General features: G+C 67.1%; 16 protein-coding genes. 11 read left to right on the top strand and 5 right to left on the bottom strand.

The genetic code is table 11. From position 1 onward, the window contains the following. Position 1 precedes the first annotated feature (1 nt). On the bottom strand, positions 2–151 hold the full coding sequence (locus tag OP497_RS12250; RefSeq protein WP_280548780.1) for a hypothetical protein: 150 nt from the start codon (positions 149–151) through the stop codon (positions 2–4). Positions 152–665: 514 nt separating this feature from the next. Between OP497_RS12250 and catA the strand changes: the two genes are divergently transcribed. The 11 genes from catA (at position 666) to OP497_RS12195 (ending at position 11,052) form a co-directional block, all read left to right on the top strand. Continuing rightward, positions 666–1,640 carry a catechol 1,2-dioxygenase gene (gene catA, locus OP497_RS12245; RefSeq protein WP_280548778.1) on the top strand — a complete coding sequence of 325 codons (975 nt, stop codon included), beginning with the start codon at positions 666–668 and terminating at the stop codon, positions 1,638–1,640. A gap of 159 nt (positions 1,641–1,799) precedes the next feature. Continuing rightward, positions 1,800–3,167, top strand: a complete 1,368-nt coding sequence (locus OP497_RS12240) for a Rieske 2Fe-2S domain-containing protein (protein ID WP_280548776.1) — start codon at positions 1,800–1,802, stop codon at positions 3,165–3,167. 11 nt (positions 3,168–3,178) lie between these two features. Continuing rightward, entirely contained in the window at positions 3,179–3,667 is a 489-nt protein-coding gene (gene benB, locus OP497_RS12235; RefSeq protein ID WP_280548774.1) for a benzoate 1,2-dioxygenase small subunit, read from the top strand. A gap of 158 nt (positions 3,668–3,825) precedes the next feature. Beyond that, positions 3,826–4,995: an ABC transporter substrate-binding protein gene (locus OP497_RS12230; protein WP_280548772.1), complete on the top strand. Its 1,170-nt coding sequence runs from the start codon at positions 3,826–3,828 to the stop codon at positions 4,993–4,995. 65 nt (positions 4,996–5,060) lie between these two features. After that, on the top strand, positions 5,061–5,921 hold the full coding sequence (locus OP497_RS12225) for a branched-chain amino acid ABC transporter permease (RefSeq protein WP_280548770.1): 861 nt from the start codon (positions 5,061–5,063) through the stop codon (positions 5,919–5,921). A 12-nt stretch (positions 5,922–5,933) separates the two neighbouring features. Further along, on the top strand, positions 5,934–6,962 hold the full coding sequence (locus tag OP497_RS12220; RefSeq protein ID WP_280548768.1) for a branched-chain amino acid ABC transporter permease: 1,029 nt from the start codon (positions 5,934–5,936) through the stop codon (positions 6,960–6,962). After that, on the top strand, positions 6,955–7,722 hold the full coding sequence (locus tag OP497_RS12215; protein WP_280548766.1) for an ABC transporter ATP-binding protein: 768 nt from the start codon (positions 6,955–6,957) through the stop codon (positions 7,720–7,722). Before OP497_RS12220 ends, OP497_RS12215 begins: the two co-directional genes overlap by 8 nt. Next, positions 7,719–8,450: an ABC transporter ATP-binding protein gene (locus OP497_RS12210; RefSeq protein ID WP_280548764.1), complete on the top strand. Its 732-nt coding sequence runs from the start codon at positions 7,719–7,721 to the stop codon at positions 8,448–8,450. The genes OP497_RS12215 and OP497_RS12210 overlap by 4 nt, the downstream gene beginning before the upstream one ends. A gap of 21 nt (positions 8,451–8,471) precedes the next feature. Continuing rightward, positions 8,472–9,683 carry a benzoate/H(+) symporter BenE family transporter gene (locus OP497_RS12205; RefSeq protein ID WP_280548762.1) on the top strand — a complete coding sequence of 404 codons (1,212 nt, stop codon included), beginning with the start codon at positions 8,472–8,474 and terminating at the stop codon, positions 9,681–9,683. Positions 9,684–9,732: 49 nt separating this feature from the next. Then, positions 9,733–10,551, top strand: a complete 819-nt coding sequence (locus OP497_RS12200) for a universal stress protein (RefSeq protein ID WP_280548760.1) — start codon at positions 9,733–9,735, stop codon at positions 10,549–10,551. A 96-nt stretch (positions 10,552–10,647) separates the two neighbouring features. Next, positions 10,648–11,052 (top strand): DUF6455 family protein, encoded by a 405-nt coding sequence (locus tag OP497_RS12195; RefSeq protein ID WP_280548758.1) that lies wholly within the window; start codon positions 10,648–10,650, stop codon positions 11,050–11,052. A gap of 87 nt (positions 11,053–11,139) precedes the next feature. Here the strand turns inward: OP497_RS12195 and OP497_RS12190 are convergent, their stop codons facing one another. The 4 genes from OP497_RS12190 to OP497_RS12175 all read right to left on the bottom strand — a co-directional run bounded on the left by OP497_RS12190 (position 11,140) and on the right by OP497_RS12175 (position 13,682). Continuing rightward, a complete protein-coding gene (locus tag OP497_RS12190; protein ID WP_280548756.1) occupies positions 11,140–11,565 on the bottom strand; it encodes a hypothetical protein in 426 nt (141 codons plus the stop codon). A 100-nt stretch (positions 11,566–11,665) separates the two neighbouring features. Further along, positions 11,666–11,980: an AzlD domain-containing protein gene (locus OP497_RS12185; RefSeq protein ID WP_280548754.1), complete on the bottom strand. Its 315-nt coding sequence runs from the start codon at positions 11,978–11,980 to the stop codon at positions 11,666–11,668. Then, positions 11,977–12,690, bottom strand: a complete 714-nt coding sequence (locus OP497_RS12180; protein WP_280548752.1) for an AzlC family ABC transporter permease — start codon at positions 12,688–12,690, stop codon at positions 11,977–11,979. Before OP497_RS12180 ends, OP497_RS12185 begins: the two co-directional genes overlap by 4 nt. Then, the gene (locus tag OP497_RS12175) at positions 12,687–13,682 is read right to left on the bottom strand and encodes an LLM class flavin-dependent oxidoreductase (RefSeq protein WP_280548750.1); all 996 of its coding nucleotides are present in this window, start codon (positions 13,680–13,682) and stop codon (positions 12,687–12,689) included. Before OP497_RS12175 ends, OP497_RS12180 begins: the two co-directional genes overlap by 4 nt. Positions 13,683–13,767 lie beyond the last annotated feature (85 nt).

Here is a 13,767-nt window from a genome sequence, read left to right as displayed (position 1 = left end):
CCTACGGGCTGCCGCTGGCGCTGATCTCGATGCTGGTGGAGTTCCGGGACTTCGACTTCTCCCAGGAGCGTGAGGCCCTGCGCAAGCGCTTCCCGGCGAAGAGTGCCGGCTGACCGATAGCGCCGGCGCCCGGGCGTCGGCGTGCCTGCATGGCTGTTTCCTCCTTGGCCCGTGGCTGCTTCGGCAGCGCGGGTTTTTTTGTCCGGCCGCTTCCCGGTCCCGCCGTGCCGGCTTCTTATCCTTTTGTCTCAATCTTCGTCCCCTGGAGGGGTGAATCGACGTTCAGAAAGCCGCACCGGCCGCGGCAGGGGCCATCCGGAGTGGCCCAGCCTCGGTCCGGCCGGTCGACATACCGCTGTCGGAATGCCTGGCTCTTGCGGGGTATGGCGGAGGATGCCTTGCAAAGTATTGATTTTAAGATGGTTGTCTCCTCCATAACGGGGAGGGAAGGAGGGTGTGTAGGCTGCCTTGGCGATACCCCTTGGGTATAGAGGGGAACCCAAACGATATTGGTGACGATCGCGCCGTCTGGCCAGAATCCATTCACCACAACAAGAACGCCTCCGTCGAGATGTGATCTGTCAGGCATCCGGAGGTTTCGACCACTTGCCTTGCATCCCTGATGACACACCGCAGGGCATAATGACAACGATGAGAGCGTGACTATGACTGTCAAAATTTTCGATACTCCCGAGGTCCAGGACTTCCTGAACACCGTCGCCGGCTTCGACCAGGCGGGTGGCAACGAGCGTGCCAAGCAGATCATGCACCGCCTGCTTTCCGACCTGTTCCGCCTGATGGACGACTTTGATGTCAGCGCCGAGGAGTTCTGGTCCGCCGTCAGCGTGCTCACCGCGCTGGGCCACGAGGCCCAGTTCGGCCTGTTGGCCCCGGGACTGGGCTTCGACCACTACCTGGACATGCGCATGGACGCCGCCGACCGTGAGCGCGGCCTGCTGGGCGGCACCCCGCGTACCATCGAGGGCCCGCTCTACGTGGCCGGCGCCCCGGAGGCCGAGGGGTTCGCGCGCATGGACGACGGACAGGACCAGGACGGCGAGACCCTGTGGCTGACCGGCCAGGTGCGTGACGTCGACGGCAACCCCGTCGCCGGCGCCAAGGTCGAGATCTGGCACGCCAACTCCAAGGGCGGCTACTCCTTCTTCGACCCGACCCAGTCCGAGTACAACCTGCGCCGCAGCATCTTTACCGATGCCGAGGGCCGCTACACCGCGCGCAGCATCATCCCCTCCGGCTACGGCTGCCCGCCGGACAGCCCGACCCAGCAGGTGCTCGACCTGCTCGGCCGTCACGGCCAGCGCCCGGCGCACATCCACTACTTCATCTCCGCCCCGGGCCACAAGCACCTGACCACCCAGATCAACCTGGCCGGTGACCCCTACACCTTCGACGACTTCGCCTTCGCCACCCGCGAGGAGCTGGTGGTGCCGGCCGAGCGCATCGAGGACCCGGCTGAGGCCGAGGCGCGAGGTCTGGAGGGTCCTTTCTCCGAGGTGGTGTTCGACGTTGAACTGGCGCCGACCGACGCCCCTGAGCTGCAGGTGCGCCACGCCCGCCCGCGGGCCAAGGAAGACGAGCAGGACAAGCACAGCCAGCTGGCCGGCACCGCCAAGGTCTGATCGGCTTCGGATTATTTCCGTCACCTCCGGTGCGGGGCGCCGGGGGCAGGCCGAAGAGGAGGTGCGACTTGTTACAGCGCCTCCTCGATGGTCCGGCACCCCGGGGCCTGCCCCCGGATAAGCCCCAAGCGGTCACGACAAGATAAAGAGGATTACTCCATGACCAGCAAGCTTGATCAACTCGAGACGCGCGTCCGTGGCGCCGTCGTCGACGACGCCGACAACGGCATCTTCCGCTGCCACCGCAGCATGTTCACCGACCCGGATTTCTTCGACCTGGAGATGAAGCACATCTTCGAGGGCAACTGGCTGTTCCTGGCCCACGAGAGCCAGATCAGCGAGCCGGGCGACTACTTCACCGTGACCCTGGGTCGCCAGCCGGTGGTCATCACCCGCGACAAGCAGGGCGAGCTGCACGGACTGATCAACGCCTGCGCCCACCGTGGCGCCACCCTGTGCCGGCGCAAGCAGGGCAACAAGGGCACCTTCACCTGCCCTTTCCATGGCTGGACCTTCAAGAACGACGGCAAGCTGCTCAAGGCCAAGAACGAGAAGAACGGCGCCTACCCGGAGGGCTTCAAGCAGGAGGGCTCCCACGACCTCAAGCGCCTGCCGCGCTTCGCCAACTACAAGGGCTTCTTGTTCGGCAGCCTGAGCGATGACGTCCAGCCGCTGGAGGAGTACCTGGGCGAGACCACCAAGATCATCGACAACATCGTCGACCAGGCGCCGGAAGGCCTGGAGATCCTGCGCGGCACCTCCTCGTACACTTACAGCGGCAATTGGAAACTGCAGGCCGAGAATGGCGCTGACGGCTATCACGTCAGTTCAGTGCACTGGAACTACGCCTCGACCATGGAGCGTCGCAACTACGACGCCGGCGGTACCAAGGCGGTGGACGCCGACGGCTGGTCGAAGAGCCAGGGCGGCTTCTACTCTTACGAGAACGGCCACATGATGCTGTGGACCCGGCTGCTCAACCCCGAGGTGCGCCCGGTCTACACCCGCAAGGACGAGATCGAGGAGCAGCTCGGCGCGGCGCGGGCCGACTCCATCGTCAACCAGACCCGCAACCTCTGCCTCTACCCCAACGTCTACCTGATGGACCAGTTCTCCACCCAGATCCGCGTGCTGCGCCCGCTGTCCGTCGACAAGACCGAGGTCACCATCTACTGCTTCGCGCCCAAGGGCGAGCCCGCGGAGAACCGCCGCGTGCGCATCCGCCAGTACGAGGACTTCTTCAACGTCTCGGGCATGGGCACGCCGGACGACCTCGAGGAGTTCCGTGCCTGCCAGGACGGCTACAACGGCGCACTGGCCGAATGGAATGACCTCTCGCGCGGCGCCCAGCACTGGGTCCAGGGGGCCGACGAGAATGCCCAGGCGATCGATATGAAGCCGCTGCTCAGTGGGGCCTCCCCGGAAGACGAGGGCCTTTACGTGCTGCACCACAAGCACTGGGTCGAGGAGATGCTGCGTGCCATCGACAAGGAACGCAGCCAGTTTATCGCCACCGCGTCTGCCTGAGGAGAGAGACCATGAGCATCAGCTACCACGATATCCAGGCCTTCCTGTACCGCGAGGCGCGCCTGCTCGACGACCGCCAGTGGGACGAGTGGTTGCAGTGCTACCGCCAGGACGCCGAGTTCTGGATGCCGGCCTGGGACGATGACGACCAGTTGACCCGTGACCCACACAGCGAGATCTCGCTGATCTACTACCCCAATCGCGAGGGGCTCGAAGACCGGGTCTACCGGATCAAGACCGAGCGTAGCGGGGCGAGCACGCCGGAGCCGCGCACCACCCACCAGGTCACCAACCTCGAGGTGCTGAAGGAGACGGGTGACACGGTGGAGCTGCGCTTCAACTGGCACACCCTGAGCCATCGCTATAAGAAGACCGAGAGCTATTTCGGCACTGCCTTCTACACATTGGACGTGTCGGGGGAGGCACCGCTGATCACCAGAAAAGTCGTGCAACTCAACAACGACTACATCCACCAGGTCATCGACGTCTACTACGTCTGATCCGGGTCACGCTGACCCACCTGGTGCCGACAGACCCCGCGGCAGCGATGCCGCGGTGCATGACAACGGCTCAAGACAGCGAAGCCTGACACCGCTTTATGGCAACCCAGGCGTCAACGCCGTTCCATAACCATAATACAAGCTCCCTGGTGAACATGATGAAGACGACCTTCAAGAACACTCTCCTGGCCTCACTGGCCGGTGCCACCCTCGTGACCTCCGGCTTCGCCGTCGCGGCGGACCCGGTCAAGGTCGGCCTGATGCTGCCCTACTCCGGCACCTACACGGCCCTGGGCGAGGCCATTACCAATGGCCTCAAGCTCGCTATCAAGCAGAATGGCGGCCAGCTCGGCGGCCGCGACGTCGAGTACGTGCAACTCGATTCCGAGGCCAACCCCTCCAAGGCGCCACAGAACATGAGCCGCCTGGTCAAGGGCGATGGCGTCGACTTCGTCATCGGCCCTGTCCACTCCGGCGTGGCCATGGGCATGCTGCGGGTGGCCAAGCAGTCCGGTGCTATCACCATCATCCCCAATGCCGGCCTGGAAGCTGCCACTAACCAGCTTTGCATGCCCAACGTCTTCCGGACCTCGTTCAGCATGTGGCAGAACAGCTACCCGATGGGCAAAGTCGCCTATGACCGTGGGCACCGTGAGGTCGTGACCATCACCTGGGATTACGCCGGGGGCAAGGAAGACGTGGCCGGCTTCAAGGAGGCCTTCGAGGCGGAGGGCGGCGAGATCGTCGAGGAGATCCTGGTGCCCTTCCCGAGCACCGAGTTCCAGAGCTACCTCACCCAGATCGCCAGCATCGCCCCGGACTCCGTCTACACCTTCTTCGCCGGCGGCGGCGGGGTCAGCTTCGTGCGCGATTATGCCGCCGCCGGCCTCAAGGAGAGCATCCCGCTGATGGGCTCGGGCTTCCTCACCGAGGGCAACATCGCGGCCATGGACGGTGCCGGCGAGGGCGTGCTGACCACCATGCACTATGCCGAGACCCTGGACAGCGAGGCGAACCGCGCCTTCGTGTCGGCCTACGAGGATGCCTACGGTGTGGCCCCGGACACTTACTCGGTGCAGGGCTACGACACCGGCGCCATGCTGGTTCAGGCGCTCGCCGAGGTCGGTGGCAATACCGAGGACCGGGACGCGCTGATCGAGGCCCTGGCCAGTGTGGAGCTCGAGAGCCCGCGCGGCCTGATGAGCTTCTCCGACTCCCACCACCCGATCCAGAACGTCTACCTGCGCGAGATCCGCGATGGCAAGCATGAAGTCATCGGCGTCGCCGCCGAGCAGCTCGAGGTGCCGGACGACGCCTGCCAGATGTGAACCGGTGAACGTCTGACTTCCCGGGGCGAGCCTGGCTCGCCCCTTCCATCTCGGAGGAGATCGTCATGGATCTCGCATTCTTTGGTGTGCAGCTCCTCAACGGGCTGCAGTACGGGCTGTTGCTGTTCCTGATCGCCAGCGGCCTGACTCTGATCTTCGGGATCATGGGCATCATCAACCTGGCCCACGGGGCCATGTACATGATTGGGGCCTACCTGGTCTGGGACCTGACTATGCGGCTGGGCAATTTCTGGCTGGCGATCGTCATCGCCATTCCCATCGCCGTCGCCCTGGGGCTGATCATCGAGCGGCTGTTCCTGGATACGCTCTACAAGCGCGACCACCTCTACCAGGTGCTGCTGACTTTCGGCCTGATCCTGGTGATCAACGAGGCGCAACGCATCATCTGGGGTGGCGACGTCCACAGCGTGGCCATCCCGGCGCCCTTCGACGCCAGCCTTCAGCTCACCGACAACCTGCAGTACTCGGTCTACCGGCTGTTCGTGATGGGCGTCTGCCTGGCGCTGGCCGGCGTCATCTACTGGGTGATCCGCCATACTCGCCTCGGCATCATCATCCGCGCGGGGGCCGTGAACCGTGACATGGTGGAGGGCCTGGGCATCAACGTGCGCACCCTTTTCACCCTGATCTTCAGCGTCGGCGTGGCGCTGACCGCCTTCGCAGGCATGATCGCCGCCCCGCTGACCTCCATCACCCCGGGCATGGGCGACAGCATCCTGATCACCTGTTTCGTCGTCGTGGTCATCGGCGGGATCGGCTCGATCAAGGGCGCCTTCTGGGGCGCCATCCTGATCGGCATGGCCGAGACCTTCGGCTCGGTGCTGATCCCGAGCATCGCCAGCATGGTGATCTACCTGATCATGGCCGCCGTGCTGCTGGTCAAGCCCCGCGGCCTGTTCGCTTGAGAAGGACGAGACATGTTGCATAGATATCCCAAGCGCGTCGCCGTCATCATGCTGGTCCTGCTGGCCATCGTCGCGATCTACCCGCTCTGGGGGCCGGCGCTGTTCGGCAGTCAGTCCGACTTCATCCTCGAGAAGCTGACCCTGATGGTGATCCTGGCGCTCTTCGCCATGAGCCTGGATCTGCTGGTGGGCATCGTCGGCCTGGCCAGCCTGGGCCACGCGCTGTTCTTCGGCCTCGGCGCCTATACCCTGGCACTCGCGAGCCCCGACTTCGATGCCGCCTCGCTGTGGTGGATGCTGCCGCTGGTGATGCTGGTGTCGGCTGTCGCCGCCCTGGTTGTGGGCCTCCTGGTGATCCGCACCAAGGGCATCTTCTTTATCATGACCACCCTGGCCTTCGGTCAGATGCTCTTCTACCTGATTAGTACCGCGCCGTTCGCCGGCGGCACGGACGGGGTCTTCATCATGTTCCGTCCCGACGTCACGGTCGGGGGGACGGCCCTGCTGGACATGAGCGATCCCCACACCTTCTTCTACTTTTGCCTGGGGATGCTGGTCGTGGGCTTCCTGTTCCTGCGCTGGCTGACCCGCTCCTACTTCGGCCAGGTGCTCGACGGCATCCATGACAACGAGCACCGCATGCAGGCGCTCGGCTATGCCACCGGCGGCTACAAGCTGGTCGCCTTCGTCATCAGTGGGGTGCTGGCCGCCATCGCCGGCATGCTGGCCGCCATGCAGTATGGCTTCGCCAACCCGGCCCAGCTCGGCTGGCACACCTCCGGCGAGGTGCTGATGATGTTGATCCTCGGCGGCATGGGTACCATCTTCGGCCCGATCCTCGGCGCCTTCGCCTACGAGATTCTGCTCTACGTCTACGAGCACCTGACCATGCACTGGCCGATCCTGATGGGCCTGACCATCATCGCCGCCGTGCTGGTGCTGCCGCGGGGCATCGCCGGGCTGATCATCGCGCCACCCTGGGCCCGCAAGAAGCCCCCGGTCGTCGAGGAAGCGGCACGAGGAGGGATAAGCCATGAGTGATGAACCGATTCTGGCCACCCACGGGCTGACCCGTCGCTTCGGCGGCCTGGTGGCGGTCAACGGCGTCGACTTCGACGTCAGGCCGGGCGAGATCCACGCCATCCTCGGGCCCAACGGCGCCGGCAAGAGCACCCTGATCAACCTGCTGTCGGGGGAGATCCCGCCCTCGGAGGGCCAGGTGCTCTTTCACGGCAAGCCCATCCAGGGCAAGAGCGTGCGCCAGATCGCTCGCATGGGCATCGGCCGCAGCCACCAGAAGACCAATATCTTCCCGCGCCTTAACTGCCTGCAGAACTGCGAGCTGGCCGCCCGCATCCACATGGGCGGCGTGTTCGGCAGCTGGCGTTCCCGCCAGCGGGCCAGGGCGGTCAGTGAGCGCGCCCTCGAGGTACTCGAGACCTGCCATCTGGTCCACCGCGCCTATACCCCGGCCGCCGACATGAGCTACGGCGAGCAGCGTCAGCTGCAGATCGCCATGGTGCTGGCCACGGCGCCCAGCCTGATGCTGCTCGACGAACCCATGGCCGGCATGGGCCGCGATGAGACCGTGCAGGTCACGGAACTGCTCGAGAGCCTCACCGACCGCTACACCCTGGTGCTGATCGAGCACGACATGGACAGCGTCTTCCGGCTGGCCGACCGCATCACCGTGATGGTGGACGGCTGCGTGCTGGAGAGCGGACCCACCGAGCAGATCCGCGCCAGCGAGAAGGTGCGTGACGTCTATCTCGGGCGCCACCACGAGGAGGCTTCGGCATGACGGCACAGCAACAGATCACCCCGCTGGTCGATGCCCGCGGGCTGCATACCTACTATGGCGAGAGCCATATCCTGCACGGCGTCGACCTCACCCTGATGCCCGGCGAGACCCTCAGCCTGCTGGGCCGCAACGGCATGGGCAAGACCACCACGCTGAAGTCGATCCTGGGCTTCGTGCCACCGCGCCGCGGTGAGGTGCGCATCAAGGGCATCCCGGCGGCGAAGCGACGCCCCTGGCAGCTGATTCGCCAGGGCATCGGCTACGTGCCGGAGGGGCGCGGCATCTTCCCTGGCATCAGCGTGCGCGAGCATCTGATCATGGCCGCCCGGCCCAACGACCGGGGCGAGTCGCCCTGGACGCTGGAGCGCGTGCTGGACACCTTCCCGAGGCTCGGCCAGCGCATCAACCACGACGGCTCCTTCCTCTCCGGGGGCGAGCAGCAGATGCTCTCCATCGGGCGGGCCCTGACCCTCAACCCGGACCTGATGATCCTCGACGAGGCCACCGAAGGGCTGGCGCCGCTGATCCGCGACGAGATCTGGAAGATCATCCACGAGATCAAGGCTTCAGGCATCGCCACCATCATCGTCGACAAGAACATCGACAACCTGCTGGAGGTGGCCGAGAAGCACCTCCTGCTGGTCAAGGGAGCGGTGGTCTACAGCGGCGACTCCCGGAGCCTGAAGGCGGATCCCACCATCCTCGACACCCACCTCGGCGTCGCCTGAGGTGTGACGGAGAGACGTAGCATGCGACTGCACAAGGACTGGTCAATACCCGCAGTCACCGCCGGCTTCGTGGCGGTGCTGGTCTCCTACTCCGGGCCCCTGGCGATCTTCTTCCAGGCGGCCCAGAGCGCCGAGATCTCGACCGCCATGATGACCTCCTGGGTCTGGGCGATCTCCATCGGCGCCGCCGTCTCGGGGATCGCGCTCAGCCTCTGGCTGAAGGTGCCCGTGGTCACCGCCTGGTCGGCCCCGGGGACGGCGCTGCTGGTCACGCTCTTCCCGGGCCTGTCGCTTGCCGAGGCGGTGGGGGCCTACCTCACGGCCGCGGCGGTGATCTTCGTGATCGGCATCACCGGCTCCTTCGACCGCATCATTCAGCTGATCCCGCCGGGCATCGCCAGCGCCATGATGGCGGGCATCCTCTTCCAGTTCGGGGTCGGGGTCTTCATCTCCCTGGAGTCGGTGCCGGCGCTGACCCTGGGCATGATCCTGGCCTACCTGGTCTTCAAGCGGCTGACGCCCCGCTACAGCCTGGTGGCGCTGCTGGTGGTCGGCGTGGGCCTGGCCGTGGTCCTCGAGGGCGCCAGCTTGAAGGGGGTGACGGTGCAACTGGCCCAACCGACCTTCATCCGTCCCGAGTGGACCTGGAACGCCACCCTCAGCCTGGCCATCCCGCTGGTGCTGGTCAGCCTGACCGGGCAGTTTCTGCCCGGCATGGCGATCATGCGCAGCGCCGGCTACAACACCCCGGCCAGGCCGATCGTCACCGTGACCAGCCTGACCTCCTTGGTCACCGCCTTCTTCGGCGGGATCACCACGGTGATCGCGGCGATCACGGCGGCCATCTGCACCAGCAAGGAGGCCCACGAGGATCCCGACAAGCGCTATGTGGCCGGGGTCGCCAACGGGGTCTTCTACCTGATCGGTGGCACCTTCGCCGGCACCATCGTGCTGCTCTTCACCTCGCTGCCCGGCGAGTTCGTGGCGGTGCTGGCGGGCCTGGCGCTGATCGGCGCCATCACCAGCAACCTTAGCGCCTTCGCCGCCCACAAGGACCACCTGGAGGCCTCTGTGATCACATTCATCGCCACGGCATCAGGCATGAGTTTCCTGGGGCTGGGCTCAGCCTTCTGGGGAGTGGTGGTCGGGGCGCTGGCCTACGTCCTGCTGCATCGACCACTGCCCGGCTCAGGGCGCCGGGCCGAGCGGGCGCAGGCCCGCCAGTCATCCTGACCTCCACTACCGACATTTCAAGAACAACACTTTCCAGAGGAGCCTGACGATGGACAAGATACATGTGGCGATGGACGAGAGCGACGCCTCGCTGCGCGCCCTGGCGCTCGGCCAGCACCTGGCCGGGCAGCTGGCGGTGCCATTGAGCGTGACCTCCGTGGTGGCCAGCGAGGCGCAGGTCGAGGCCCGGCGCGCGGCCCTGCAGTCGCGCCTGGCCGACCAGCAGGCGGGGGATGTCCCCGTCGAGGTGGCGGTTCACGATAGCGCCAAGGACTACCTGGGCCAGCTGGCCGGCCGGGAGGGGGTGGGGCTGTGCATGATGGCCCATGGCCGCCGCCCGGTGCCGGAGATGCTGATCGGCAGCGTCACCGCCGGCGTCGTGCGGCGTGCCCACCGCCCGGTCTTCCTGTGCGGCCCCGGCTTCGATGCCGGGGCCCATCGCCGGGTGGAGGTGCTGATGGTCTGCGTGGATGGCTCGAAGCTCTCCGAGGCGATCCTGCCCCATGCGGTGGCACTCTCCAAGCGGCTGGATGCCCGCCTGCAGCTGCTGCAGGTGATCGACACCAGTGCCGCCGCGGCGGTGCCCCTCGATGGCGGCCATGCCGACGTGATGGAGTCCGGCTATGTGCATGGCCTGGCGCGGCGCCTGCGCACCGAGCATGCCATGGACCTGGACTGGGAGGTGCTGCATGGTGATCCGGCCGATTCCATTGTCAGCTACCTGGCAGACTGCCAGGACACCATGCTGGCCATGACCACCCATGGGCGCAGCGGGCTTTCCCAGGTGGTGGCTGGCAGCGTCAGCCACGAGGTGCTTCACGAGGCGCGCTGCCCGGTGGCGGTGCTGCGCCCGGCCGACGTCCGCTGAGGCGCTGGCAGCTCCATTGGCTGATGCAGGTCAAGGTGGGACGCGGCGGGCTGGCCTAGGCTGAGTCTAGGGAACTGCCCTGAAGGAGGCCTGCCCATGACGACACTACGCGACGGTATCCATGCCACGGCCGGGCGCCTGGCCCACTCCATGGCCGCCGCCTGGCGGCACCTGCGCGAGCAGCAGGACTGGAGGCACCTCGACCCGGACGAACGGGAAGCCCGCCTGCGCGACCTGGGGCTGGCGCGTCTCGACCTCTCGCTGTTCAGCGATGACGGCGGCTCGACGCGTACCCAGCTGCCCCGCATGATGGCGGTCTTCGGCGTCGACGCGATGACGCCCCTGGTGGTCGGCAACGGGGTGAAGCGCGACCTCGAGCGTGTCTGTACCGGATGCCCCTTCAAGGCACGCTGTGCCCGGGTGCTCGGCGAGGCACCGGTGCCGGAGGCGTGCGGCTTCTGTCCCAATGCCGCCACCCTGGAGGCGCTGGCACGCCATTGAGCGTCCGCCTGACCCGGTAAGCATCCGGTCCGACCAGCAACCCACCGGGCGGGCCCTCCCGGCGGGCCCGGTCCGTGGGCTCAGCCGTCAGCGACGATCGGGGTCGTGGCGCGCCTCGTTGCGGGCCTCTCCCTCCTTGACTTCATAGTCGCCTTCCAGCACCTGTTGCTCGCGGTAGCGGCCGCCGGCGTCGCGTCCCTCGCGATAGCGGGTCTCGCGATAGTGGACGCTGCCGTCCACGTCCTCGGCCTGGTCGGCGCGCATCTTCTCCATCTGTTTCTTCATGCGATGGCGCAGGAAGGGCATCATCGCCCAGCCGATGAGCAGGAAGAACAGCCCCAGCACCATGGCGACGATCATCATGGCGCCGAACAACAACCAGGTGAGCAGCAGCTTTATACCGCTCAGGGGGCCGCTGGCGCGGGTCTGGCGGGCGCGCGCCTGCCACTGCTGGGCGGCGCGCCAGGCGGCATTCTGCTGTGAGCCGCGGCGCGGGTCATGGGGATCAGGCATGCGGGACTCCGGTGTCTCTGAAGGGGGCGCCGGCCCGGCCGGCGCCCCGTGAATGACTGCCCGTTGGAAAGCGCGCGAGTCGCTTCGTTCCCAGGCGGGTTCAGGATGCGACCAGACGCCACAGCGCGGCGGTCAGGATCCCGGCGGCGATCGCCGGCAGCGGCTTGCGCAGCACCAGCATCACCGCCGCCGTGGCGACCAGGGCCATCCGGGCCCCGCCGTCGCCGTTCACCGCCATGGGGGTGATCACCGCCACCAGCACCGAGCCGGCCATGGCGTTGATGAAGCGCTCGACTCTTGGGCCGATGGGCACCCGGGCCATCACGAAGACCCCGCCGGCGCGGGTCAGGTAGGTGACCAGCGCCATGATCACGATGGCCAGCAGCACGCCGCCGTTGGCGGCCGTCAGGGTCATGGCGCCGTCTCCTTGCCTGCCGGTGGCAGCAGCAGGCCCACCACGCCGCCCGCCAGCGCCCCCACGATCACGTGGGCGTGGGGTGGCAGCCAGGCCATCGCGGCCAGGGCCGCCAGGGCCGCGGCGCCCCAGGGCAGCAGCACGCCGAGGTCGCGCTTGTCGCCCACCAGCATGGCCAGCAGGAAGCAGCCCATGATGGCATCCAGCCCGAAGCGGTCGGGCTCGCTGATGCCGCTGCCGAAGGCCACGCCGAGGCCGGTACCGATCATCCAGGTGGACCACAGGGCCAGGCCCCCGCCGACCAGGATGCCCAGCCGGGCCGGCGTGGACCCCGCGGTCATGGCCATGGCCCAGTTGGCGTCGCTGAGCAGCAGCAAGCTGGCGTAGCGACGCCCGCTGGACAGGTCGCGCAGGTGCGGGTAGAAGGCGGCGCCCATCAGCAGGTGGCGGGCATTGATCGCCAGGGTGATGGCCACCAGCGGCAGCAGCGGGATGGTATCGCCCCACAGTTCCAGGGTCGCGAACTGGGCCGCCCCCGCGAACACCAGGCCGCTCATCAGCAGGGTCTCGACGGCGGAGAGTCCCTGCTGCAGGGCCGCCACCCCAAAGGCCAGCCCGAAGACGATCACGAACAGCGACAACGGCGCCATGCGCCGAAAGCCCTCGACGAGATGGCCAAGGGTGGGTCGCGCGTCGTGGTCGGTGGTCATGAGCGCCACATCTCGGCGACGATCTCGTAGCTTCGCAGCCGGTCCTCTGCGGCGTAGACATCGGTATTGAGCATCAGCTCGTCGGCGCCGGTCAGCTCCAGGAAGCGCTCCAGGCCCTCGCGCACGGTCTCGGGGCCGCCGATCACCGCGGCGCCCAGGAACTGCTCCACCTGGGCCTGCTCCCGGGGCGACCAGTCCAGCGCTGCCACCGGCGGCAGGGCCTTGGTGCGCTGGCCGCGGATCATGCCCAGGAACTTGCGGCGGGCCGTGGAGGCCAGGTAGTCCGCCTGGAGGTCGTTCTCGGCGGCAATCACCGGCAGGCCGACCATGGCGTGGGGCCGGTCCAGCACCGCCGAGGGCCGGAAGTTGTCGCGATAGAGCTTGAGCGCCTCGAACAGCTGGGCCGGGGCGAACTGGGCCGCGAAGGCGAAGGGCAGCCCCTCCCGAGCCGCCAGGCGGGCGCTGAAGTCGCTGGAGCCGAGCAGCCACAGCGGCACCCGGGTGCCCTGGCCGGGCACCGCCCGCACCCGCTGGCCCGGCCGCTCGTCGTCGAGATAGCCCTGGAGCTCGGCCAGTCGCTGGGGGAAGTCATCGACGCCGGCATAGGGGTCGCGGCGCATGGCGGCCATGGTGGGGCCGTCGGAGCCCGGCGCGCGGCCCAGGCCCAGGTCGATGCGTCCGGGATAGAGGGTCTCCAGGGTGCCGAACTGCTCGGCCACCACCAGCGGTGGGTGGTTGGGCAGCATGATGCCGCCGCTGCCCACGCGGATCCGCTCGGTGGCGCCGGCGATATGCCCGATCAGCACCGCGGTGGCGGCACTGGCGATGCCCTCGATACTGTGGTGCTCGGCCAGCCAGTAGCGCGTGAAGCCGAGCCGCTCGGTGAGCCGGGCCAGCGCCACGCTCTCGCGAAAGGTGTCGGCGATGCTGCCGTCCTCGCGGATCGGGGCCAGGTCGAGCACGGAAAGGGGCGTGTCGGCGAGTCGGGACATGTTGTGAGTCACTCCGGAAACAATTAGCCTGCTGAGTTTCTACGCCTGCTGGGTGGGGCCGTCAATGTCCTGGCTTCGCGGCCGC

Origin of the sequence: Halomonas sp. 11-S5 (genome assembly GCF_029889825.1) — a bacterium.
Lineage (GTDB): Bacteria > Pseudomonadota > Gammaproteobacteria > Pseudomonadales > Halomonadaceae > Halomonas.
This window is presented reverse-complemented; position numbering and strand designations above follow the sequence as displayed.

What these genes read in the sequence shown, in the direction of transcription:
- OP497_RS12250 (WP_280548780.1), bottom strand. Translation starts at nt 151, where the DNA reads ATGCAGGCACGCCGACGCCCGGGCGCCGGCGCTATCGGTCAGCCGGCA.
- catA (WP_280548778.1), top strand. Translation starts at nt 666, where the DNA reads ATGACTGTCAAAATTTTCGATACTCCCGAGGTCCAGGACTTCCTGAAC.
- OP497_RS12240 (WP_280548776.1), top strand. Translation starts at nt 1,800, where the DNA reads ATGACCAGCAAGCTTGATCAACTCGAGACGCGCGTCCGTGGCGCCGTC.
- benB (WP_280548774.1), top strand. Translation starts at nt 3,179, where the DNA reads ATGAGCATCAGCTACCACGATATCCAGGCCTTCCTGTACCGCGAGGCG.
- OP497_RS12230 (WP_280548772.1), top strand. Translation starts at nt 3,826, where the DNA reads ATGAAGACGACCTTCAAGAACACTCTCCTGGCCTCACTGGCCGGTGCC.
- OP497_RS12225 (WP_280548770.1), top strand. Translation starts at nt 5,061, where the DNA reads ATGGATCTCGCATTCTTTGGTGTGCAGCTCCTCAACGGGCTGCAGTAC.
- OP497_RS12220 (WP_280548768.1), top strand. Translation starts at nt 5,934, where the DNA reads ATGTTGCATAGATATCCCAAGCGCGTCGCCGTCATCATGCTGGTCCTG.
- OP497_RS12215 (WP_280548766.1), top strand. Translation starts at nt 6,955, where the DNA reads ATGAGTGATGAACCGATTCTGGCCACCCACGGGCTGACCCGTCGCTTC.
- OP497_RS12210 (WP_280548764.1), top strand. Translation starts at nt 7,719, where the DNA reads ATGACGGCACAGCAACAGATCACCCCGCTGGTCGATGCCCGCGGGCTG.
- OP497_RS12205 (WP_280548762.1), top strand. Translation starts at nt 8,472, where the DNA reads ATGCGACTGCACAAGGACTGGTCAATACCCGCAGTCACCGCCGGCTTC.
- OP497_RS12200 (WP_280548760.1), top strand. Translation starts at nt 9,733, where the DNA reads ATGGACAAGATACATGTGGCGATGGACGAGAGCGACGCCTCGCTGCGC.
- OP497_RS12195 (WP_280548758.1), top strand. Translation starts at nt 10,648, where the DNA reads ATGACGACACTACGCGACGGTATCCATGCCACGGCCGGGCGCCTGGCC.
- OP497_RS12190 (WP_280548756.1), bottom strand. Translation starts at nt 11,565, where the DNA reads ATGCCTGATCCCCATGACCCGCGCCGCGGCTCACAGCAGAATGCCGCC.
- OP497_RS12185 (WP_280548754.1), bottom strand. Translation starts at nt 11,980, where the DNA reads ATGACCCTGACGGCCGCCAACGGCGGCGTGCTGCTGGCCATCGTGATC.
- OP497_RS12180 (WP_280548752.1), bottom strand. Translation starts at nt 12,690, where the DNA reads ATGACCACCGACCACGACGCGCGACCCACCCTTGGCCATCTCGTCGAG.
- OP497_RS12175 (WP_280548750.1), bottom strand. Translation starts at nt 13,682, where the DNA reads ATGTCCCGACTCGCCGACACGCCCCTTTCCGTGCTCGACCTGGCCCCG.